Below are 22,652 nucleotides of genomic sequence, written 5' to 3' on the forward strand. Positions count from 1 at the left end.
GGAACCTGCTTTAGTGAAAATCCCGCGATTTCGGCAGGATGCGGACATTGCGCGGATGGCCGCCGCGCGGATGCTGGGGATGGATGAATTCGTCGGCGCGAGACAGGACGATTTCCGGCCGATGCGCTTCTGACAGTCTATTGAGGTCTTGGCTGCGGTCGATAATGCGCTGCGCCATCAGATGCACGACATTCTCGGGGCTTTTCTGCACCCTTCCTTCCACCAGCATGAGTCGTGACGCCATCGTCTCGCGGCGGTAGCGCTCGAAGAGCCGCGCCCAGATGACGATATTAAGGATGCCGGTTTCGTCTTCGAGCGTGACGAAAATAGCGTTGCCTTGTCCGGGCCGCTGGCGCACCAGCACGACGCCCGCCGCGCGCGCCCAGGCGCCGTCAGTGAGCGCCGAAACTTCCGCGCAGGCCATGATCCGTTCGCGCGTGAAAATCGGCCGCAGCACCGCCATTGGATGGGCTTTCAGCGAGAGCCGCAGCGTCTGATAGTCGGCGGCGACATGTTCGCCAAGCGACATGGACGGCAGCAGCGGATCTTCCTCTTTGGCGAGTTCGCGCGCGTCCGCGGCCGCAAAAAGCGGCAGGGGTTTCGCGTCAGGCAGACGCCGCACGGCCCAGAGCGCGTCGCGGCGGTCGCTTTGCAGGGAGCGGAACGCGTCGGCGTCGGCGAGCGCGCGCATCGTCGCGGCGTTGAGCGCCGCCCGCCGCGCGAGATCTTCGACGCTGTCATAGGGTTTCGTCCGCGCTTCGACGATGCGCCGTCCTTCGCTCTCATGCACGCCGTCCGCTTGGCGAAAGCCGAGACGCAGGGCGAGAGCGCCGTCTTCGGCGCGCTCCAGCCTATTGTCCCATTCGCTGAAATTCACGTCGACGGCGCGCACGTCGACGCCATGTTCGCGCGCGTCGCGCACAATCTGCGCCGGCGCGTAAAAGCCCATCGGCTGCGAATTGAGCAGCGCGCAGGCGAAGATCGCCGGATAGTGGCATTTGATCCAGGAGGAGATGTAGACGAGCTTGGCGAAGGACGCGGCGTGGCTTTCGGGAAAGCCGTAAGAGCCGAAGCCCTTGATCTGTTCGAAACAGCTTTGCGCGAAGCCGCGATCATAGCCGCGCGCCGCCATGCGTTCGACCATCAGCGCCTCGAATTCATGGATGGTGCCAAGATTGCGAAAGGTCGCCATGGCGCGGCGCAGGCGATTGGCTTCGACGTCGGAGAATTTCGCCGCGACCATGGCGAGCTTCATCGCCTGCTCCTGAAAGAGCGGCACGCCCTTGGTCTTTTCGAGCACCTTGCGCAATTCGTCCGCCGGTCCGTGCTCGGGCGCGGGCGAGGGATAGATCACCGGCTCGCTTCCGGAACGGCGGCGCAGATAGGGATGCACCATATTGCCCTGAATGGGTCCCGGCCGCACGATCGCCACCTGAATGACGAGATCATAGAATTCACGCGGCTTCAGACGCGGCAGCATGTTCATCTGGGCGCGGCTCTCGACCTGAAAGACGCCGATGGAGTCGCCGCGACACAGCATGTCATAGGTCGCTCTATCGTCGGCCGGGACGTCGGCGAGGCCGATGTCTATTCCTTCATGGGCGCGCAAATAATCGAAACATTTTCGAATGCAGGTGAGCATGCCAAGCGCCAGCACATCGACCTTCATCAGGCCGAGCGCGTCGATGTCGTCCTTGTCCCATTCGATGAAGGTGCGCTCAGGCATCGCCGCGTTGGCGATGGGCGTGAGTTCGTCGAGCCGCCCGCGCGCGAGAACGAAGCCGCCGACATGCTGCGAGAGATGGCGCGGAAAGCCGAGCAGCCGCGTCGCGAAATGAATGGCGCGGCGGATGACGGGGTTTTCGGGATCGAGCCCGGTCTGGCGAATGTATGCCTGCGGAATGTCGGAGCCCCAACTGCCCCATTGCGTGCTGGCGAGCGCGGCGGTCACGTCCTCGGTCAGTCCGAAGACCTTGCCGACTTCGCGAATGGCGCTGCGCGGCCGGTAGCTGATGACGGTCGCGACGAGTCCGGCGCGCTCGCGGCCGTATTTGCCGTAAATATGCTGGATGATCTCTTCGCGCCGCTCATGCTCGAAATCGACGTCGATGTCGGGCGGCTCCTTGCGTTCCTGCGAGATGAATCTGGCGAAGAGCAGATCATTCTCCGCCGGATCGACGCAGGTGACGCCGAGCACATAGCAGACGGCGGAATTGGCGGCGGAGCCGCGCCCCTGGCAGAGAATCCCCTTGTCTTCGGCGATCCGCACGATGTCGTGAATGGTGAGAAAATAACGCGCATAGTCGAGCGTTTTGATGAGCGCCAGTTCTTCGCGCAGGAGCTTCTCGACCTTCTCCGGCACGCCGTCTGGATAGCGCATCGCCGCGTGGCGATAGGTTAGCTCCTCGAGCCAGTCTTGGGGATTGCGCCCGGGCGGGACAGGCTCGTCCGGATATTCATATTTCAATTGATCGAGCGAGAAATCGACGCGCGCGAGAAAACATTGGGTCTCTTCGATCGCCTCTGGCGCCTCGGCGAAGAGACGCATCATTTCTTCCGGCGTCTTCAAATGGCGTTCGGCGTTGACCTCCAGCCGGCGCCCGGCTTGCGCGAGCGTCACGCCTTCGCGAATGCAGGTCATGACGTCTTGCAGATCGCGCTGGCCGGGATCGGCGTAAAGCGCGTCATTCGTCGCGAGCAAGGGCGTCTGCGTTCGCGCGGCTATCTCTTTCAGTTTTGCAAGACGCCGCCTGTCGTCGCCGCGCCGCGGCATGGTCGCGCCGAGCCAGACGTCGCTTGGCGCAAGATCGCGCAAAAGCGCGAGCGTCGACGGCAGGCGCGCCAGATTGCTTGAAGGCATGACGATCAGCAGCAGATCGTGGGCGGCTTGTGCGAGATCGTCGACATAAAGACGGCATTCGCCTTTCTTGGCGCGCAGATTCCCCGTCGTCAGCAGCCGCGTGAGCCTCGCCCAACCGTTGCGATTTTGCGGATGAACGACGATGTCGGGCGTCTCGTCGGCGAAGACGAGCCGCACGCCGACGACGAGCTTGAAGGAGTCAATGCGCGCTGCATCGAGCTGCGCCAGAAGCGTCGCATCGTCGCCGGCCGGCGGATCACGCAATTTTTCTCGCAGCTCCTTAAGCGCGGCATAGGCGCGCACGACGCCGGCGACGCTGTTGCGGTCGGCGACGCCAATTCCGCTCTGGCCGAGCAGCAGCGCCGTCAGCGCCATGTCTGACGGATGCGACGCGCCGCGCAGGAAGGAGAAATTCGTCGCCGCGACGAGTTCGGCGAAAGGCGCGCTCATGCGAAGAGCCCATGCAGGAACCAGCGCGGCGCGGCGGTTTCGCTTTCATAGAGGCCCTCGCGAAACACCCAGAAGCGGCGGCCTTCGCGATCCTCCAGCCGGTAATAGTCGCGCGTTCGCCTGTCGCGGCTGGCCCCGCGCCACCATTCCGGCGCGATGCGCTCCGGCCCCTCGGCGCGGGCGATCATGTGGCGCACGCGGCGCCATTTGAAATGCATCGGCGGCCCGTCCGGGGTCTGCGCCATGGTGTCGATGGGTTGCGGCGGATCAAACAGAAACAGCGGCCGCAAGGGCGGCTCGCCCGGCTCCGGCTTCTCCCAGGAATTGGGTTTGGAAGAAGACGCCGCGTAAACATAGGAGGCGGCGCGCACGGGATCATGCGTCTCATGCGCCGCAAAGCGCAGCACGCGTTCGCGGCCAAAACGCGCCGCCAGGCGATCGACGAGATCGGCGACGTCGCCTTCCTGTGCGCCCTGCCGCTCGAAGCCGATCTGGCTTTGCGCCAGAGTTTCGGCGTTGAGGACGCAAAAGCGGATAACGTCGAAGCCAAATCCCGGATCGAGCGGATCGGCGAGCGACTCGGCCTTCAGGCGAAAGAGCCGCAGCAGCGCTTCGACATTGCGCGAGGGCGCGCCGGTTTCGAAACGCAGGACCGCGACGGCGCCGTCGGTGCGAAAGAAGCGCGCTTCAAAAGCGCGGCCGCCTTGCCCGCGCCTTTCGAGAATGCCCATCGCTTCCGCGATCAGCGGCCGCAGAACATTCTCTATCGCCGAGAGATCGAGGAAGGGCTCGGCGAAGCGCCGCTCGACCATGCATTCCGGCAAGGGCCGCAAGGGCGTGATGCGCGCGTCCTCGCGTCCCAGAATGCGCGTCAGCCGCCGCATGGTTTCGTCGCCAAAACGCGCCGTCAGCGCGGACGAGGAACGATCGGCGAGGTCGCCCAATGTCGTAAGACCGGCGCGCGTCAGCGCCACGCTCGTCTCTCTTGGCGCTTCGAGCGCGGCGATGGAGAGCGGGCGGGTGAAAATTTCATCTTCGCCCGGAGGCGTGACGCCTTCCGCGCCAAAACGCGCCAAGGCGCGCGCGGCGTCCGGCGTTCCGGCGACGGCGGCGCGTCCCGTGAAGAAGAGGCGCGCCATCGCCTGCAGGATGTAGGTCCGCATCATCGCTTCGCCGCCGAAAAGATGCGCGCAGCCCGTCGCGTCGAGCATGAGGCCGCAGGGCGGATCGAGCGCCACGAGCGGCGTGAACTGTTCGCCAAAGGCGGCCAGCCGCAGCATCAGCCGCTCGTCGGCGTCAGGGTCGGCCTGCGCGACGGCGAGATGGGGCGCGCGCGCCCTGGCGTCGGCGAGCGTCATGCCCGGCGTCAGGCCGAGCGCGATCGCCTTTCGATCGAGCGCGTCGATGCGCAGCGCGCTGCGTTCTTTTTTGACGAGGATAAGCGGCGAATCATCCGAATTTGCGTCCGGCCCTCTGCGGCGCGCCTTCGCCAGGCGTTCCGCCGACAGAAAGGGAAGCCACAGGGCCAGATAGCGACGATGCGTCGAATGTTCTGTCCTCGAAGGCGCCACGGTCACGGTTCCACTCCACACGCCACTCATGCTGCTCTTGCCCCGCCGCGCCGCCACGCTGGCGCAGCAGAAAAACCGTAAAAGCCGCTGATCCCGGCGCATTCGCCGCAAGCGTGCGGGAAGGCGCGGCGCGCACCAGCCAGCGGCTTGCGGCGGCGCTCGGCGCGGGGGAGGCGCCGACGCGGGAGACGAAGATCGGCGCGCCGGCGGCGGCGGCCGCCAGAGCCAGACGCCGGCTCGCGGTGAGGTCATAGGCGCGCGCTTCGCCGAAGAGTTCGATCAGCGTCGCGCCCACGGCGGCGCAGCGTCCGGCTTCAACGCCCGCCTGCAGCGCCTCTTTGGCGTCGCGCACGCGAATGAAGGCGACGGCGGCGGGGTCGACGCCGATGTCGGCGAGGCCCGGCGGATAGGGCGCGCCGGATTCGGCGATCAGCGCCTCGGGGCGCGCCCAGAGCAGCGGCTTTTCCGCGCCCGCCAGTGCGCGCCTGGCGAGCGCCAGGGCGAAGCCCGTCGCCGCCGGGGCGTCGGCCGCCGTCTCGGCATAGGCCTCATGCAGCGCCGCGCGGAGAATGCCGCCGCTAAGGCGCCGATCAAGGGCGGGCGCGCCCAGCGCGATCGTTTCGGAAGTTGCGGCCGGATAGGCGCAAGCCAAGCTTTTCCGCAGCGACGCCAGCGGTTGGGTCATCTCATGAGTTCCTGTTATGTTCTTATAATGACTCCCGATGCAGGAGAGTCAAGCCGGGGAGAGGGAGAGCAATCAGGTGAAAGGGCGACTACACTCGCCCTCATGCTGAGGAGCGCCCGCAAGTCGGGAAAACCCGACTTGCGGCGGCTCCTCAGCATGAGGAAATCTTCACCCCATCGTCAGAGAAGCGTGCAGCGTCGTCTTCTGCGCTCACTTCGTCTTCAGATACTCGACGATCGCCATCGCGCCGTCGACGTCGTCCGACCAATCGAGCTTCAAGGTCTTACCGTCCTCGATGACGTCCTTGTCGTGCCCCTTGTTGGAGAGCGCCGGAAAGGCCGTTGTGTCGAAACGATAGCCTTCACGCGAGAGCGTCTGCGCCGGCTCCCAGGAGAAGCCGACGAGCTTCTTGTCGTAGTCGAGCCGGCTCTTGATGAAGACAGCCGGGCGCTCGCGCGGGACGAGGAGATGATAGAGCGTCGGCGTTGAGCCGTTGTGCAGATAGGGGGCCTGCGCCCACACGCCGCCAAGCGGCAGCGCGTTATAGCCCTCATGCGTCGCGGGATCGGCCATGGAGACGTCGGCGCGGTTCTCCAGCGAGACCCCTTCGAATTTCGCGCAGGGCGCGATCCGGTCGCCCGAGGGCGGCATCTCGACGACTCTCGTCGGCGGACAGATCTTCGTGAAACTGTCGCGGGCGTTTTTCGCAATTATATCGCTAACGACCCGCGCCCGACCGAGATCCGTGCCGAGGTCGTAGACCTTGCCGTTATGCGGCCGATGACACGCCGCGCAATTTTCTTCAAAGAGCGCCGCGCCTTTCTTCGCGAGCGCGAGATCGACGGGGAAGGGATAGACGGGCGCCGGCAGATCGCGCAGCAGATCCTCGCTGAAAGCGGCGATGCGAATGTCGGTGTCGGCTCCGAGCCCCAACGTCAATTCGGCGGCGAGGTTGCGGAAGATCGGAATCGGAATATTGCCGTTCCATTGCCCGCCGCCGTCGACAAGCTGCGTGTGATCGGGAGACCAGCGCGCCAGACGCTTCTCCTGCTCCCACACGGCCATGAAGTCGGTGATGCCGGGCGTCGGCGGCAGATTTGTTTTCGGATCCGGATTTTCGCCGCGCGCTTCGGCGGCGGCGTAGACCATCGACGTGCTGACTCCGGTCGCGTCGGCCATGCCGCCGAAACCTTGCGTCATCTGCTCCTCGAAGCCTTTGTAGTTCTTGTAGACGAGGTCGAGAAGCGAGACATATTCCAGTCCGGCGCGGGCCAGATATTTGCCGACGATCGCGGGCGCGTCCTGCATGAAGAGCTCGATCTGACGCGTCTCATAGGCGGCGTCGAAGCGGCGGCCAGCGAAGGAGTAATTCTTGTAGAAGTAATTTCTGTCTTGGGCATGCGCCTTGTCGAGCGCTGTAAGAATGGCCCGAGTGGCGCGTTCGATCTTCTCCTCTGGCGTCGTCGCGCCGGCGGTGATCTTCTCGATCGTGTTTCTGACTCTGACGCGATATTGCACGAGATTGAACTGCGCGTTCACGCCGCCGTCGAGATAGCGAAAACTGCCGTCATCGAGACGCACGCGGCCGATATGGCAGGCGCCGCAACTCAACGCCGCGTAATCGACGGCGCCGCTGGGATCGTCGCGCGCCAATCCGGTCCAGCCGAAGCCGCGTGCGATAGGGTAGGTGGGATCGCGCTCATCGATGAAGAGGCCGGCGACGTCGAGAAAATTATTCCCGCTCCCCCATTCTTCGGGCGCGAGCTTCGGCAGCAGCTTCAGAATGATGAAGGGCGCGCCATCCGTCAGGCCAAAGGGAAAATCCGCGAACCATCGATAGGCGACCGGCTTGCGGCTGATATAGGCGTCGAGCGCTTTCAACCGTTTTTCTTGCTCGGCGCGCCACTCGCCGCCGGCCGGCGCCGTTTGCGCCCAAACCGGCGCGTCGAGGCAGGCGTGTGACGCCAGCGCCAAGCATGCGACGAACGAAATGCGCGCGATCGCGCTTGTGAGACGCGTCACCACGGCCATTTTGGGAATCCCGTCGGCTCTTTGGGCTGGGACCGGAACTTCGAAGAGGCGATATAGACGTCGCGACGCAGCCGATTGATGCCGCCGATCGGTCGATGCGCCGTGAGCCCGTGCCATGGCGTGAACGCCATATGCTCGCATTCCGTCACCTGAAACGCATTGTCGAAATCTTGCCGGTCGATCTCGATCGTCGCGACATTTTGCTGCGGCGCGGTCGCCTCCGACCATTCGGCGGTCGCGTCTTCAATCGGCAGCGAATCGTCATTGCGCAACTGGACTTTGAAATCGAAGACAGCCGGCTTGCCATTGGCGGGATCGAGGCTCTTCTTCATCGCCTCGCGCAGATAATTCGTGGTTGGATTTGCCGGCACGGGCGTCTTTTGCGCGCTTCTCGGCGTCACGCTGAATTTCGCGACCCTGTCGGAGCCATAAAGAAATGGCGCAGCGGAAAAATATGGACTCTCGAGCGGATTGCCGACATTGGTTTGCTTGATCTTCGTGACGACGTCCAGAGTCTTCTTCCTCTCGGGTGACAGCGGCGGCGCCAAAAAGGGCCGAATGTCGTCGTGGTTCGCAAGCTGAATTTTTGTGACTTCCAGATATTCTGAGACATTCGGAAAGGCGAAGGCGGGAAGATTGATCAGCAGGAAATCCTGCGTCTTCGCGCCCGGCTCGTTCAGCAGCGTTTCTCCCTCGACGCCGATGAGCTTGATCGCCATGCCGCGGCTGTCGGGACCATTTTTGCCGAGATCTGGCGCGAGAAAGGGCGTGGCGTTGGAGAAGCGGATCCAGGCCGGATATTTCTTGCCCGGCGTCGCGAAGACGCCGGCCCGGTAATTCTGGGGGATGTCGGGATTGACGGTGAATGTCGCTTTGACGCAGCCGTGATCTTTTGGATGCACGCCGCGCCGCGCCATGCCTTCAGGATAGCGCATCTGCAGAAGCTGCGTGGTGAGCGAAATGATTTGCCCAATCTGCTCGGCTTCGCCCGGAGGCGCCTTTTCGAACTTGGTGAGCGGGGGCGGCGTCGCGACGGCGGCCGCCGCCTGCTCGGCGTGGGCGCCTTGGCGCGGGCTTGTTGACAGGGCCAAAAGCATGGCGGCTGCGACAGACGCGCTCTGTCTCTTTGTCATGATTGTCCTCCCTTCGAGAAAGCAATTTTTGAATTGCATTTGAAAGAAGCCGCAATGGCGTTATACGCCCGCGTGACCTTGACGCCTAGAATGGCGTTATCGACGTTGTGAAGAAGGTTGAGCGGCGCGATGGCGGATGCGGTTGCGGCGAAGCTCGCCGCAAGCAGCTCTCTCAAGAACATTGTTCGCTCCCACCCGAATCGACGAAACTGAAAACACTATCAGATTTGCAAACTGACAAAGGCGCAATCTAAGCTTGCCGTTGTGGGGGAACGCCGATCCTTCGCTAAGGTTCCGCCGGCAGTCGAATTTGCAGCGCAGGATGCGCTGCGCGCAGCGCAGTGGCGCGCGGTTGCGCCTATCCCTTGCGCGCAACTATAATAGCGATCTCAAACATTGCGGAGTGCGCCCATTGCGCGTCGCCGTTTGCGATCGGCTGCCGAAGACATGACTTCAGAACAGCGGTTTTGCGGATGCGATTCGCGGAGCCGAAAAATGTCATCGAACGGTCGTGAAAAGCGGGCTTCGATGCGCGCCAGACAATGTGCTCAATGATCCTGGCTGAAGCGGACTCAGAGAATGCGCCTGTAGGTTCACGTCGCTTCGGCGTGGAGTCCCGTGCGCAATTTGGCGCCGAGCTTATTCATGACGCTTGTTGCGGCCGCGCGCGGATCCGCCATTTGGGTCTACGCGGCCGCGCAGCGCTCGCGCGGGCCGTCGAAGAGCGGCTTCGACGTCTGCCCGGCGTCCTTTTCGTTCGCGCCAGCGAATTGACGGGTTCGACTCTCATCGAATTTCAGCAGCCCCTCACAAGCGCGCGACTGATGCAGGCGCTCGAAGCGGCAGTCGCCGAAGAGCCGGCATGGGACGTCGGCGAAGGCGCGTCGCTCGCGCCGGAAAACGCCGCTCACGCCGAGGCGATCGATGCGCTCGCGACGCGGCTGCAGACGGATCTCGGTCGAGGCTTAACGGCAGAGGACGCGTCGGAACGACTGCAGAAATGGGGACGCAACGAGCTCCGCCGCGCAGAGCCGCGCTCGGCCGCGATTGTTTTCGCCGAGCAGTTGACCAGTCTGCCGATCGTTTTGCTCGGCGCATCGGCGGTGGTGTCGCTGGCCACCGGCGGCGTCGCCGACGCGGTGATGATCGCTGCGGTGGTGCTGATCAACGCCGGCATCGCCGCGGCCACCGAGCGTCAGGCGGACCGTACGATTTCGGGCCTTGCCTCGGAGGAGCTGTCGGACGCCGCCGTGATCCGCAATGGCGCACGATTGAGGGTCGACGCTCGCGATCTGGCGCCAGGCGACCTCCTGCTGATCGAGCGCGGCGCCTTCGTGCCGGCGGACGCGCGTCTGATCGCGAGCGACGATCTGACGGTGAATGAATCGCCGCTCACCGGCGAGGCGCAACCGGCCCCCAAAGACGCAAGGATCGTCTTATCGCCGGACACGGGAGTCCCGGATCGTCGCAATATGGTGTTTCGCGGCACGGCGGTGACCGGCGGATCCGGCGCGGCCATTATCACCGCGGTCGGCGCGCAGACCGAGATCGGCCGCGTGCAGCAGTTGCTCGGCGCGCTGCAGCGGCCCCAGACTCCCATCCAGCGCGAACTTGGCGACGTCGAGCGCGAACTTGTCATCGTCAATGGCGCCATTTGCGCGTGCGTCTTCGCTCTTGGTCTTCTGCGCGGACACGGACTTATCCCGACCTTGCGCAGCGCGATTTCGCTTGCGGTGGCCGCTATCCCCGAGGGGCTGCCCGCCGTCGCGACCACGACGCTCGCCTTGGGCGTGCAGGACATGCGCAAGCGCAAGGTGCTGGTGCGTAAGATCGACGCCGTGGAGACGCTTGGGGCGATCGAAACGATCGGACTCGATAAGACCGGCACGCTCACCGAAAACCGCATGGCGGCGGTGCGCGTTCACGTCGACAATGGCGCGTTTGAGCTACAGGAAGGCCGACTGTTGCGCGACGGCGTCGATGCCGACGCCGCAACAGTCGATATTGCGCGTCGCCTCTTCGAAGCGGCGACGCTATGCAGCGACGCCGCCGTCGCGCCCGAGGCGAAAGGCTGGGAGATCGACGGCACGCCGACGGAAACCGCGCTGATCGAAGCGGGCGTGGCGATGGGCGTCGATCCCATCGCGCTTCGGCAATCTACCCCTGTGCTGACGAGCGTGGCGCGCGGCGAGGGCCGCAAGCGCATGAGCACGCTCCACGAAGCGATCGGCGGCGCGCGCGTGCTCTGCGTCAAAGGCGATCCGGTCGAGGTGCTGGCGCGTTGCGCCACTCACAGGATCGCCGATGGCGCCGCGCCGCTCGACGGCCCGGCGCGGACCGCCATTCTCAAGGCCAATGAACGTATGGCCGGCGATGCGCTGCGCGTTCTCGGCGTCGCGATCGGCGAGGCTGGCGGCGATCCCCGTGACGAGCGGGATCTCGTGTGGCTCGGACTTGCCGGCATGGCGAATCCTATTCGCGCCAGCGTCGGCCCGGCGCTCAAGCAGCTGCATCGCGCCGGCGTGCGCACGGTGATGATCACCGGCGATCAAAGCGCGACCGCCTTCGCCATCGCGCGGCGCCTCGATCTCAATCATGGCGGCGAGTTGCGCGTGCTCGAAGCCGGGCAGATGGCGAAGATGCAGCCCGAGATGCTCGAGGCGCTGGCGCGACAACCGCATGTCTTCGCGCGCGTCAGCCCCGTCGACAAGCTCAACATCGTCAAGGCGCTGCAAGGGCACGGTCATATCGTGGCGATGACCGGCGACGGCGTCAACGACGGCCCCGCCTTGCGCGCGGCGGACGTCGGAATCGCAATGGGCGGAGAAGGCGCCGACGTCGCCCGTCAGGTCGCCGACATCGTGCTCGCGACCGACGACATGGATGGCGTCGTCGAGGCGATCCGACTCGGCCGCGCCACTTACGCGAATATCCGCAAGGTGCTGCGCTATCTCATATCGACTAACGCGTCCGAGACCATCGCCATGCTTGGCGCCGCGCTTGTCGGCGGCGAGCCGTTGACGCCGATGCAGCTGCTCTGGCTCAATCTGGCGACCGACGCGCTGCCGGCGATCGCGCTGGGACTTGAGCCGCCGGAGCCCGACGTGCTCGACAGGCCACCGCATGATCCGAAAGCGCCCATACTCGCCGCCTCCGATTTCCGGCGCGTTCTTCGCGAGGGGTCGGTGATGGGCGTCGCGGCGCTGATCGGCTATTTCAGCCTCGGCGGCGGCGCAGGCGGCGCGCGCGCCAGCACCGTCACCTTTCACGGCCTCACCTGCGGCCAGCTGCTCCACAGCCTGTCCTGTCGTTCGGAGTTACGCGGATTAAGCTGCGAGATCGGCAGGCCGCCCAATTCGAAGCTTTATGGCGCCGTCGGCGCGACCCTGCTGCTGCAGGCGGGCGTGCAACTTTTTCCATTGGCCCGGCGACTTCTCGGCCTGTCGCCGCTCGGCGCCGGCGATCTGTTGCGGATCGGCGCCATCGCCCTCGGCAGTTCGCTCGCCAACGATATCATCGGCAGAATCGCCGATCGCGAAGAGGCGCCGCTGCGCGGCAACGGAGAAAGCCATGTCGCCTGACATGATCTTCACGTCGGAGTCGGTGACGTCGGGGCACCCCGACAAGCTCTGCGATCAGATCAGCGATGCGGCCATTGATGCGCTCCTGCGTGAAGACGATCGCGCGCGCGCAACTGTGGAATGCGCCCTGGCGACGGGCGTCGTCTTTCTCGCCGCGCGATACGCCGCCGACGCGCTCGTCGATTTGCCGGCGCTCGCGCGCGCTGTGATGCAAGACGCAGGTTACGCCGCCGGGAGCTTCGACGCGCGCAATTGCTCGATTCTGACGAGCTTCGTCGAATTGCCGCTCGAGGCGCGCGAGCCGCCGCTTGCGGAACTCGACGACGACGCGGCGATCGGCAGGCGCGTCGCGCATGAGCAGGCCAATGTTTTCGGTTACGCCTGTCGCGACACGCCTGAATTCATGCCGGCGCCGATCAGCCTCGCGCATAGGGTCGCCCGCGCCCTCGACGCCGCTCGGCGCGCCGGATTTTCTTCGCTCTCGCCCGACGCCAAGACGCAAGTGTCCGTCGAATATCGAGCCGGCCGCCCCGCGCGCATTTATGGGGTTTCGCTGACCGTCGCCTTTGACGGCGCGGCGATGGACGACGCCAAGTTCGACCGGCTGCGCGCGATCGCGCTCGATGCGCTTTCCGCGGGCGACATGAGGCCGGACGCCCACACGACGGTTCACGTCAACGCCGGCGAACCCTTTGAAATCGGCGGACCGGCGCGCCACGCCGGCCTGACCGGGCGCAAGAACGGCATCGACGCCTATGGCGAGATCGCGCGCCAGAGCGGCTCGGCGCTGTCAGGCAAGGACCCTTCGCGCATCGAACGCGCCGGCGCTTACGCGGCGCGGCACGCCGCCAAGAATATCGTCGCGGCGGGCCTCGCCGAGCGCTGCGAAGTCCACCTGGCTTACGCGGCAGGGCAGGCGGAGCCGATCAGTCTCTCGGTCGAGACCTTCGGCACGGGCTATCTTGCGGATGAGAAAATCGCCAGACGCCTCGCCGCGCTCCTGGATTTCCGGCCTGGCTCGATCGTCCGCCGCTTCGGCTTGCGCACCGCGCCCCGGATGTGCGGCCCGGCCGGCTTCTATCTGCCGCTGGCGACCTACGGCCATTTCGGCCGCGCCGATCTCGATCTCCCGTGGGAAGCGACCGACGTCGCGGATGCGCTTAAGGGTTAAGCCTACTCCCCACTCCCGCCGTCGCCATCCAGCGACCAGACTCCGCCCAGCCGGCTCGCATACCACAGCAGGGTGATCGCCGGCGGCAAAACGCTCTCCTTCGATATTTGCCACAGCGCGGCGGCGAACAGCGCCAGCGCCGCGACGACCTTTGGATCGATGGAAACTTCCGGCGCCGCGCGCGCGGCGGGAGGCGCTTCGCCGACGACAAAGAGCCGCGCCTCCTGCGCCGCGACGCCGATGCGCGCCAAGGGCCCGCTGTGCTGAATGAGCACGCTGCCCGTCAGCGGCGCCACTTCGACGTTGCGAACGCCGGCGATCGCCGACAGGCCCTTGGAGACCGAAGCGAAATAAGCGGCGTCGCCGCGGCGGTCGGCGACACGCAGCCGCGCGCGGCCGGGCATGGCGTGGGCCACCTGCGCCAGGGGCAGGATTGCGTCGGTCATCTACGCGCTCTCGCCTGCGGCCCGCGACGCGGGAGCCTCGCCTGCTGGCGCCGCGCTCTCGGGCTTTGACGTCGCTTCGGGCTTCGTTTCGGTCTTCGCTTCAGTTCTGGCTTGCGCGGCCTTGGCCTGGGCGGCGGCCACCGCGGCCGCGAAAATATCGGCGGCGGCCTCGGTCTTCGCTTCGGCGAAGAGATCCTCGGCGGCCTCGGCGAGTTCGGCGCCTTGCACGCGCGCTTCGTGATAGGCCATCACCGCGGCTTTCATCGCCGCCTTGGCGATCGGGCGCACGCGCTGCGTTCCCTGACGGTTCAGGAGCAAAACGGCGGCGGCGCCCGTCAACGCGCCCAATGCAAATCCAAAGGGTTTCATCACTTCGACTCCGGTCCGATTCGCTACGGGCCGCCGGGGCCAAGCGGCGACGGCGAAGAAATTCTATCAAGACATCCTATCAGCAACAATCGACGCGATCGCGAAAAGAGCGCGCGAACACGGTCACATAACTGTAACGTGGCGCGGTCCTATGAGCTGCGGCTACCCGCTGCTCAATCGGCCCGGACGCCGCTTGTCTCTCAGAACATCATGAGAAGCCATGACCGCAATGCCTAGTATCCAGACGCTCGACCGCCTGCCTCCAGTGGAGATGAACGGCCAGACCGTGGGGCGCTATCTCGTGACGTCCGTGCCTCTGGCCCGCTGGCAGGAGAGCGCCGGCGAGGCGCGGGCGCGGTTGATCGGCCAGCGTTTCGACGACGCCTCGCATGTTTTCGTGCTTGCCGAAGACGGTCGTCTGATTGGCGTCGTCGCCATACGCGATCTGCTTGGCGCGCCGGAGACGACGCCGCTGCATGACATTGCGCGAACGGCCGAAGCCTACAGCGTGCCGCTCGGCGCGGATCGCGAAGCTGCGGCCAGCGTCGCCATTCACTCGGGCTTGTCCATCTTGGCCGTCTGCGACGCCGAAGGAAGATTTCTCGGCGCCGTGCCGGCGCGCGCGCTCATGACCATCTTGCGCGACGAGCATCTTGAGGATCTGCATCACATGGTGGGCATCCTCGGCAAGTCGGAGGCTGCAAGAGACGCGTTGACGGCCGCGCCGCATCGTCGCGCGCTGTATCGATTGCCGTGGCTGCTTGTAGGCATGGCCGGCAGCGCCGCGGCGACCGCCATGATGTCGCGCTTTGAAACTGCGCTCAGCGCGCATATCGCCGTCGCCTTCTTTATCCCCGCTATCGTCTATCTTGCCGATTCGGTCGGCACGCAGTCGGAAGTCGTCGTCATCCGCGGCCTGTCGCTGACCGATTCTGCGCTGCTGCCGCTCTTCGCCGGGGAGCTCGGCACCGGGGCGCTGCTCGGCGCGATGCTCGGCTGCCTCGCTTTCCCGATCGTCTGGTTCTTCTTTTCGAGCGTCGGCCTCGCCGCGACCGTCGGGATTTCGCTGGCGGTCGCGAGCACCATCGCAACGACGTTCGGGTTTCTGATGCCCTGGATTTTTGCGCGGCTCGGCTATGACGCAGCGCTCGGCTCCGGCCCGGTCGCGACCGTGGTGCAGGACACGTTTTCCCTCTTGACCTATTTTGTCATCGCTTCTTGGCTGGTGTTTTGAGCCGCGCGTTTGAAGCGTGCGGCGGTCAGTCGGGACGCCTGAAGACGGCGACGCCGCAAGGTTCGAGAAGGCGCTCGCCCAGCGATAGAGTTTCGTCGCCAACGAGCGCCGAAATGTCCGTCGTCTTGGCGCCGTAATTGAAAATGTAGCGCATCGCCCCATTGTCGCGGACGCGGATATCCTCCGGAAGATCGAGCGTCGATATGCCGGCGACAACCAAAACCCGTCGCAGCACGCTTCTCAGCAATTCTTCGTCGGGCCAGCCGGCGAGATAAAAAACGTCCTCGGATCGCGCCAGCGCAGTCTCGCCGTCTTCCGAAGTGAGTTCAGCCGCGACGTTCTCGCCGAGAGCCAAGAATTCGCGCCACCGCACGAAAGCGCCTTGTCCGGAGAGTGTAATTCGTGCGCCTGGTCGAAGGCTTTCGACTCGTCTGACGCGAATGTCGATCACGCTTCGCAAAACGCCGGGAGGCAGTTCCGCGGGTATTTGAAAATCGGCCGTCTTCGATCCCGCGCGCGGACCCAGCAGGATCGTCGCGCCGCTTTTCGCCAGCGCCTCTGCGAAGTCGTGAGACGGCGCAAAAAGCGCGGGCGCGATGATCAGCCTTCGATCAGCGATCGTCGCCGCGGTCGGCGGAACGACGTCGACGGAAAGCCCCGCGCGCCGCAGCGCCCGATAGAAGCACATCACAAGATCGAAATAAGAAAAGTCTTCACCTTGCGGCTCGATGCGCCACGCCCAGGCGCTTTCATAATCGAAGACCAGGGCCACTGGCGCGCGCGCTGTTTCGACGCGCGCATCGAATAAAGAGAGTTCTTTCGAAATGCGCGCGACGTCATGATAGGCTTCGTTCGGCGCGGCGTTTGGCAGCAGCAATGCTTCATGCATCTGTTCTTGCGCGAAAGGCGCCTGCCGCCAGCGAAAATAACTCACCGCCTCGGCGCCGGCGGCGAAGGCCTCGAAGGTCCAGAGCCGCACGGCGCCTGCAGCGGGAGCCGGATTCCATGGCGCCCAATTCACGGCGCCCGGTTGCTGCTCCATCACCTGCCATCGGCCGCGCCCGCACGCGCGGTAGAGATCGTGATGAAAGGCCTGAAAGTCAGGATCGCCGACGCGCATGTAGCGCAGCTTGAAATCATCGTCGTGAGAGGAGCGTTCGAGAAAGCCGAGCGGATAGCTGTCCCACGCGGCGACGTCGAGATCATCCGACAGCGCATAGTGATCAAAGTCGACGAACGCGCCCATGAAATTATGGAGGATCGTCGCGTCCGGCGCATGACGTCTGATGATCTGCGCCTGGCGTCGATTGAAGGCGACGACCTGATCGGACGAAAAGCGCTGAAAATCCATCAGATGCGACGGATTGGCTTCGGTGACGGTCAGGTTCGGCAGCTCGATCTCGTCGAAGCTTCGATATTCCATCGACCAGAAGACATTGCCCCAGGCTTCGTTCAGCGTTTCGATCGCGCGATATTTAGCCGCGCACCATCGCCGAAACGCCTGCAGCGCGGCCGGCGAATAGCTGAGCACCGTGTCGTGGCAGCCATATTCATTGTCGGTCTGCCACGCCGCTACGGCGGGATGGGTGCCGAAAGCGCGCGCCAGATGCTCGACGATGCGCTCGCATTCTTGAGCGTAACCTTCGTGGCTGAAACAATAATGGCGGCGCGAGCCGAATTTGCGCGGCCGCCCATCGGCGTCGAGCGCCGCCACCTCCGGCAACTTGTCGACGAGCCATTTGGGCGGCGTCGCCGTCGGCGTGCCAAGCACGACCTTGAGGCCGGCGCGATCAAGCGTGTCGATGGCGCGGCTCAGCCATTCGAAACGATAGGCGCCCTCGCTCGGCTCCAGCCGTGACCAGGCGAATTCGCCGATCCGAACAAAGGAAAGACCTATCTCCTTCATCATGGCCGCGTCCTCGCTCCAGCGTGACTGAGGCCAATGTTCAGGATAGTAGCAAACGCCAAGGCGTTGACGTGTCATGCGCGGTCTATCATTTGATCCCCTACCGCCGATCCGATGCGGCGTCGCCTTGACGATTTGATGACAATGGGACTGTGGCCGGAATGGAGTCGAGGATCGAGCGAGATCTGATTGCCGCCTTCCGCCGCAGTTTCGAGCGTGAGCCGCGCCTTTTTCGGGCGCCGGGCCGCATCAATCTCATTGGCGAGCATACCGATTACAACGACGGCTTCGTCATGCCGGCGGCGCTTGACCTCTCGATTTGGGCGGCGATTGCGCCGCGCTCGGACCGCCGTTTGCGCATAGGCTCGCTGATCATGGACGAAGTCGTCGAATTCGATCTCGACGATGCGAACGCACAGCCGCGCGGCGATTGGACCGATTATATCCGGGGCGTCGCGATTTTTCTTGAGCGCGCCGGTTACAAGCTTAGCGGCGCCGATCTCGTCCTCGACGGAAATCTGCCCATCGGCGCCGGACTCTCGGCCTCGGCGGCGTTCGAAGTCGCCGCGGGCTTCGCGCTTTTGACGATCTCCGGCTGCGAGGTCGACAGAGTCGAACTCGCCAAAATATGTCAACGCGCCGAAAATCAGTTCGTCGGCGTTCGCTGCGGCATTATGGACCAGTACATATCGTGCTGCGCCGTCGCTGGGAGCGCCCTGCTGCTCGACTGCCGCAGTCTCGTTTCGCGGAAAGTTGCGATAGATCCGAACGCGCGTCTTGTCCTTTGCGACACGATGGTGCGTCACCAGCTCGCGAGCGATGAGTATAATTTGCGTCGCGCGGACTGCGAGCGCGCGGTCGCGGTTCTCTCGACGCGGATCGATGGAATAGCGGCGTTGCGGGACGTGACATTCGTCCAATTGATGCGACACGCCGATGCGATGCCCGAACTCGTCTTTCGCCGCGCGCGGCATGTCGTCGGCGAGATCGACCGGACGTTGCGCGCCGCCGCGGCGTTGGACGCGGGGGACCTTAAGGAATGCGGCCGTCTCATGTATCTTTCGCATGAAAGTCTGCGCGACGACTATGAGGTGAGCTGCGCCGAGCTTGATCTCATGGTCGATATCGCCCGCAGCCTTCCGGGTGTCTATGGCGCGCGGATGATGGGCGGCGGATTTGGCGGCTGCACCATCAATCTTATAGAAGCGAGCCGCGCGGAAGCCTTCGCGCAGACGATGGCGGACAGATATCGCACAGCGACTGGCGTTACGCCGCCCGTCCTCACCTGCGTGCCCGGTCCCGGCGCGGGCCCTGTCGGCGATTAGGAGCGGCTCGTGTCCCTGCTGAGTAACGCCTCGCATCGCCGATTTAATCCGCTCACAGGCGAGTGGGTGCTCGTCTCGCCGCATCGGACCAGCCGTCCATGGCAAGGCCAGGTCGAAAAGACCCACGATCCCGATCGACCTCGATACGATCCGACCTGCTATCTGTGTCCTGGAAACGAGCGGGCGAATGGCGAACGCAACCCGGCCTATAAGGGCGTTTTCGCCTTCGGCAATGATTTCGCGGCGCTCACGCCGCAGGCGTCAGCGGAGGAGATCGTTCAAGACGGATTGCTTGTCGCGCAAAGCGAGCCCGGGCGATGCCGCGTGCTGTGCTTCTCGCCGCGCCACGATCTGACTTTATCGCGCATGACCGTTCCCGAGATCGTTCCCGTCGTAGAGGCATGGCGCGACGAGAGTTTGCGGCTCGGCGCTCTCGATATGATCAACTACGTGCAGATTTTCGAGAATCGCGGCGCGGCGATGGGCGCGAGCAATCCGCATCCGCACTGCCAGATCTGGGCGACGCACAGCATACCGAACGAAGCCGCCAAGGAATCGGAGCGGCAGGGCGCATATCTCGCCCAAAACGGCTCCTGTCTCCTGTGCGACTATCTGGCGCTTGAGCAAAGCCTCGGCGAGCGAATCGTTTGCCGCAACGATCATTTCGTTGCGCTTATTCCGTTCTGGGCGATTTGGCCGTTCGAAACCATGGTGCTCGCCACAAGGCATATCGGCTCTTTTGACGATCTTACCGCAGATGAAGTGGGGGCGCTCGCCGAGATCCTTCAACGCCTGACCATCCGTTACGACAATCTGTTCGAAACCGACTTTCCCTATTCGATGGGATTCCATCAGCGCCCGACGGACGGCGCGCCGCACGCCAACTGGCATTTTCACGCGCATTTCTATCCACCGCTGCTGCGTTCGGCCACCGTGCGGAAATTCATGGTCGGATTCGAGATGCTTGGCGAACCGCAACGCGACATCACGCCGGAAACGGCGGCGGCGCGTCTGCGTGACGTTTCCGAAACGCATTATCTCGACAAGCCCACACCATAAGCGGGATTCAGCGAGATGAGGAAAACCGCGATCGCCGCCGAGGCCGCAGCTGACCTCATTCCGGACGGAGCGCGCGTCATGATCGGCGGCTTTCTTGGCGTCGGGTCGCCTGATCGGTTGATCGACGCGCTCGTCGCGCGTGGCGCGCGCGCGCTGACGATCATCGGCAACGACACAGCCTATCCGACCGTCGGCGTCGGCAGGCTGATCGAAGCCGGATGCGTTGCGCGCGTGGAGGTCTCGCATATCGGCACCAATCCGACCACGCAGCGGTTGATGAGCGCCGGCGCGATCGAAGTGGAGCTCATACCGCAAGGCACGCTCGCCGAACGAATCCGCGCCGGCGGCTCGGGGCTTGGCGGCGTCTTGACGCCGACCGGCGTGGGGACGGTCGTCGCGCAAGGCAAGCAGATGGTTGAGATCGACGGCGCAAGCTTTCTCATCGAAAAGCCGCTGCGGGCGGATTTCGCCCTGTTGCGCGCGCATGAGGCCGATTACTACGGCAATCTGACCTATCGACTCACGGCCGCAAATTTCAACCCGGTCATGGCGTTCGCCGCCGATTGCGTCATCGCCGAACCCGACGAGATTGTCCCGGTTGGAGTCATTCCGCCCGACGCGGTGCGCACGCCGGGCGTGCTCGTCACGCACATCGTGGGCAGGGCGCGCTGATGGACGCCAAGGAAATCATCGCGCGCCGCGTCGCCCTGGAGCTGCGCGACGGCATGCTCGTCAATCTCGGGATAGGCCTGCCGACTCTCGTGGCGCGTTTCATCCCAAAGGGGATGTCCGTCGCCATGCAGAGCGAAAATGGCCTTATCGGCTTCAGCGCGCCGCCGCCGGATGGAATGGAGAATCGTGATCTCATTGACGCCGGCGGCGGACTCATCATGTCGTTGCCGGGCGCCGCCAGTTTCGACAGCGCGACGAGCTTCGCGTTGATTCGAGGCGGCCATGTCGACATGGCGGTGCTCGGCGCGCTGCAGGTCGACGCCGCGGGACGCCTCGCCAGCTGGATGATTCCCGGAAAGTTTACGCCGGGAATGGGCGGCGCCATGGACCTCGTCGCGGGCGCAAAGCGCGTCATCATAGCGATGCAGCACGTCGCTAAGAGCGAGCCGAAGATCGTCGAAACTCTCACCTTGCCGCCGACAGCGGCGCGGCGCGTCAGCCTCATCGTGACCGAGCTCGCGGTGATCGAGCCGACCGATGAAGGGCTGGCGCTCCGCGAACGCGCACCCGGCGTCAGCGTCGCGGATATCGTCGCCTGCACTGGCGCGCGGCTGATCGTGCCGGAAGTTACGCCTGAGATGCCGATCGTCGATAGGCCCGCCTGAACGACGACTCGCTTCAGCGTCCGTGCGCATAAGCGCTTCGGAACTCTCAGTGATTGAAAGCGCTACGCCGGTTGGCGTTCTCTTGCGTCTCGAATTTGCAATGATCTGTGGAGCCGACTCGGGCTTCTTTGTCTCGATCAGCATCAGTTCGTCGATGCGCCGCTGATAGCGTAGGCCGTGCGGCGCACTTGCCTCGACGCCCTTGCCTCGACGCCCTTGATATTGGCTGGAGCCGCTACACTTGTCGCTTTGGCCGCGCCGCTCTTGAACCGCGGCGGTCAAGCGCCAACAGCAAAGAGTCGATCTATGAGCAAGCTGATTTTCCTTCTTGCGGCCTTTATTGGCCTCGCCGCATTCAATCCCGCGACAGCCCGGACGATGGACAAACAGCGCGCGGCCTGCGAGCGCGATTCCCACAAGTTCTGCGCAGCGGAAGAGCCCAATGCGATCGCCGTCGAAAAGTGCCTGCGCGCGCATATGAACGTGCTTTCAAGCGCCTGCAAACGCCAGTTCAGGGCAAAGCGCCGCTGATTCAGCTCTTCGCTTGAGGAATGCCGGCGCTGGTCGCGCATTCCGCCAAGGTCGTCGGGCGCTGTGAGGTTGCACGCGGCTTGATTGCGGCGCCTTCGCAGGCCCATTAAACTGCCGGCCATGAACCGGCTGTCGAAAAGCGCCAAGTCGTGGGGCGCGTTACTTGCCGCCAGCGCGCTGGCTTTGGGCGCTTGCGCCGTATCGGCGCGCGCCGCGCCATGTGGATCATCGGCGCCTGGTTTTCGCCAATGGCTCGAGGAGGTGAAACGCGACGCCGCGGCGGAAGGCGTTTCGCAACGGACGCTCGACGCTGCGCTGGCCGGCGTAACCTATGATCACGCGGTGATTGGCCGCGACCGCGGACAGCGGATTTTTTTCCAAAGTTTCGAGAAGTTTTCGAGTCGCCTGGTGACGCCCGCCCGCTTGAGCAAGGCGCGGGCGCTGCTTCAGCGGCACGCGGCCCTGCTCGCACGGATCGAGGCGCGTTATGGCGTTCCCGGAGCGGTGCTCGTGGCGATCTGGGGACTGGAAACGAGCTTTGGCGCCGACAATGGGCGCTTCAGGACGATGCAGGCGTTAGCGACGCTCGCCTATGACTGCAGGCGCTCTGCGCAGTTTCATGAAGAGCTGAATCACGCGCTGAAGATCGTCGAGCGCGGCGATATGTCTCCGGCGCAGATGCGCGGCGACTGGGCTGGCGAGATCGGCCAGACGCAATTCATGCCTTCCTCCTATCTGAAATATGGCGTCGATTTCGACGGCGACGGCAGACGCGATCTCATACGATCCACGGCAGACGCGCTCGCCTCGACGGCGAATTTCCTCAAGGGCAAAGGCTGGCGCACGGGCGCGGGCTGGAATGAAGGCGAGCCGAACTTCGCGATTCTGCTCGAGTGGAATCAGGCGCGCGTTTACGTAAAAACCATCGCCCTGTTGGCGACGAAGCTCACAGGCGCGCAATGA

17 protein-coding genes are annotated in these 22,652 nt (G+C 64.4%); 8 read left to right on the forward strand and 9 right to left on the reverse strand.

Annotation, left to right across the window (positions count from 1 at the left end; all coding sequences use genetic code 11):
* Positions 1-10 precede the first annotated feature (10 nt).
* The 5 genes from ACR65W_RS02880 to ACR65W_RS02900 form a co-directional block, all read right to left on the reverse strand.
* Positions 11-3,310: an error-prone DNA polymerase gene (locus ACR65W_RS02880; RefSeq protein ID WP_434500140.1), complete on the reverse strand. Its 3,300-nt coding sequence runs from the start codon at positions 3,308-3,310 to the stop codon at positions 11-13.
* The gene (locus tag ACR65W_RS02885; RefSeq protein ID WP_434500154.1) at positions 3,307-4,668 is read right to left on the reverse strand and encodes a Y-family DNA polymerase; all 1,362 of its coding nucleotides are present in this window, start codon (positions 4,666-4,668) and stop codon (positions 3,307-3,309) included. The genes ACR65W_RS02880 and ACR65W_RS02885 overlap by 4 nt, the downstream gene beginning before the upstream one ends.
* A 91-nt stretch (positions 4,669-4,759) precedes the next feature.
* On the reverse strand, positions 4,760-5,566 hold the full coding sequence (locus tag ACR65W_RS02890) for a hypothetical protein (RefSeq protein WP_434500139.1): 807 nt from the start codon (positions 5,564-5,566) through the stop codon (positions 4,760-4,762).
* A 210-nt stretch (positions 5,567-5,776) separates the two neighbouring features.
* A complete protein-coding gene (locus tag ACR65W_RS02895; RefSeq protein ID WP_434500138.1) occupies positions 5,777-7,597 on the reverse strand; it encodes a c-type cytochrome in 1,821 nt (606 codons plus the stop codon).
* Positions 7,585-8,730: a catalase family protein gene (locus ACR65W_RS02900; RefSeq protein ID WP_434500137.1), complete on the reverse strand. Its 1,146-nt coding sequence runs from the start codon at positions 8,728-8,730 to the stop codon at positions 7,585-7,587. Before ACR65W_RS02900 ends, ACR65W_RS02895 begins: the two co-directional genes overlap by 13 nt.
* A gap of 680 nt (positions 8,731-9,410) precedes the next feature.
* Between ACR65W_RS02900 and ACR65W_RS02905 the strand changes: the two genes are divergently transcribed.
* Together ACR65W_RS02905 and ACR65W_RS02910 are read left to right on the forward strand one after the other, a co-directional pair.
* Positions 9,411-12,311 carry a cation-translocating P-type ATPase gene (locus tag ACR65W_RS02905; RefSeq protein ID WP_434502267.1) on the forward strand — a complete coding sequence of 967 codons (2,901 nt, stop codon included), beginning with the start codon at positions 9,411-9,413 and terminating at the stop codon, positions 12,309-12,311.
* Complete coding sequence (locus tag ACR65W_RS02910) at positions 12,301-13,482, forward strand: methionine adenosyltransferase domain-containing protein (protein WP_434498532.1); 1,182 nt, start codon at positions 12,301-12,303, stop codon at positions 13,480-13,482. The genes ACR65W_RS02905 and ACR65W_RS02910 overlap by 11 nt, the downstream gene beginning before the upstream one ends.
* Positions 13,483-13,484: 2 nt before the next feature.
* Here ACR65W_RS02910 and ACR65W_RS02915 read toward each other — a convergent pair whose 3' ends face one another.
* Complete coding sequence (locus ACR65W_RS02915) at positions 13,485-13,928, reverse strand: hypothetical protein (protein WP_434498531.1); 444 nt, start codon at positions 13,926-13,928, stop codon at positions 13,485-13,487.
* Positions 13,929-14,297 (reverse strand): DUF5132 domain-containing protein, encoded by a 369-nt coding sequence (locus ACR65W_RS02920; protein ID WP_434498530.1) that lies wholly within the window; start codon positions 14,295-14,297, stop codon positions 13,929-13,931. It lies immediately after the preceding gene.
* A 220-nt stretch (positions 14,298-14,517) separates the two neighbouring features.
* Between ACR65W_RS02920 and ACR65W_RS02925 the strand changes: the two genes are divergently transcribed.
* On the forward strand, positions 14,518-15,531 hold the full coding sequence (locus ACR65W_RS02925; protein WP_434498529.1) for a magnesium transporter: 1,014 nt from the start codon (positions 14,518-14,520) through the stop codon (positions 15,529-15,531).
* Positions 15,532-15,556: 25 nt separating this feature from the next.
* Here the strand turns inward: ACR65W_RS02925 and ACR65W_RS02930 are convergent, their stop codons facing one another.
* The gene (locus ACR65W_RS02930; protein ID WP_434498528.1) at positions 15,557-17,515 is read right to left on the reverse strand and encodes a beta-galactosidase; all 1,959 of its coding nucleotides are present in this window, start codon (positions 17,513-17,515) and stop codon (positions 15,557-15,559) included.
* Between the two features lie 83 nt (positions 17,516-17,598).
* Here ACR65W_RS02930 and galK point away from each other — a divergent pair, with 83 nt between their 5' ends.
* Genes galK through ACR65W_RS02950 form a run of 4 tightly spaced genes read left to right on the forward strand, consistent with a single transcriptional unit; the run spans position 17,599 to position 21,158 of the window.
* On the forward strand, positions 17,599-18,762 hold the full coding sequence (gene galK, locus ACR65W_RS02935; protein WP_434498527.1) for a galactokinase: 1,164 nt from the start codon (positions 17,599-17,601) through the stop codon (positions 18,760-18,762).
* A gap of 9 nt (positions 18,763-18,771) precedes the next feature.
* The gene (locus ACR65W_RS02940) at positions 18,772-19,821 is read left to right on the forward strand and encodes a UDP-glucose--hexose-1-phosphate uridylyltransferase (RefSeq protein ID WP_434498526.1); all 1,050 of its coding nucleotides are present in this window, start codon (positions 18,772-18,774) and stop codon (positions 19,819-19,821) included.
* 15 nt (positions 19,822-19,836) lie between these two features.
* On the forward strand, positions 19,837-20,493 hold the full coding sequence (locus ACR65W_RS02945; protein ID WP_434498525.1) for a CoA transferase subunit A: 657 nt from the start codon (positions 19,837-19,839) through the stop codon (positions 20,491-20,493).
* Positions 20,493-21,158, forward strand: coding sequence for a 3-oxoacid CoA-transferase subunit B (locus ACR65W_RS02950; protein WP_434498524.1), 666 nt, complete (start codon positions 20,493-20,495; stop codon positions 21,156-21,158). The genes ACR65W_RS02945 and ACR65W_RS02950 overlap by 1 nt, the downstream gene beginning before the upstream one ends.
* A 278-nt stretch (positions 21,159-21,436) precedes the next feature.
* Here ACR65W_RS02950 and ACR65W_RS02955 read toward each other — a convergent pair whose 3' ends face one another.
* The gene (locus ACR65W_RS02955) at positions 21,437-21,835 is read right to left on the reverse strand and encodes a hypothetical protein (protein WP_434498624.1); all 399 of its coding nucleotides are present in this window, start codon (positions 21,833-21,835) and stop codon (positions 21,437-21,439) included.
* Between ACR65W_RS02955 and ACR65W_RS02960 the strand changes: the two genes are divergently transcribed.
* Positions 21,810-22,652, forward strand: a complete 843-nt coding sequence (locus tag ACR65W_RS02960) for a lytic murein transglycosylase (RefSeq protein WP_434498523.1) — start codon at positions 21,810-21,812, stop codon at positions 22,650-22,652. The two genes, ACR65W_RS02955 and ACR65W_RS02960, sit on opposite strands and share 26 nt — an antisense overlap.

Source organism: Methylocystis sp. (genome assembly GCF_051062815.1).
Classification (GTDB): Bacteria; Pseudomonadota; Alphaproteobacteria; order Rhizobiales; family Beijerinckiaceae; genus Methylocystis.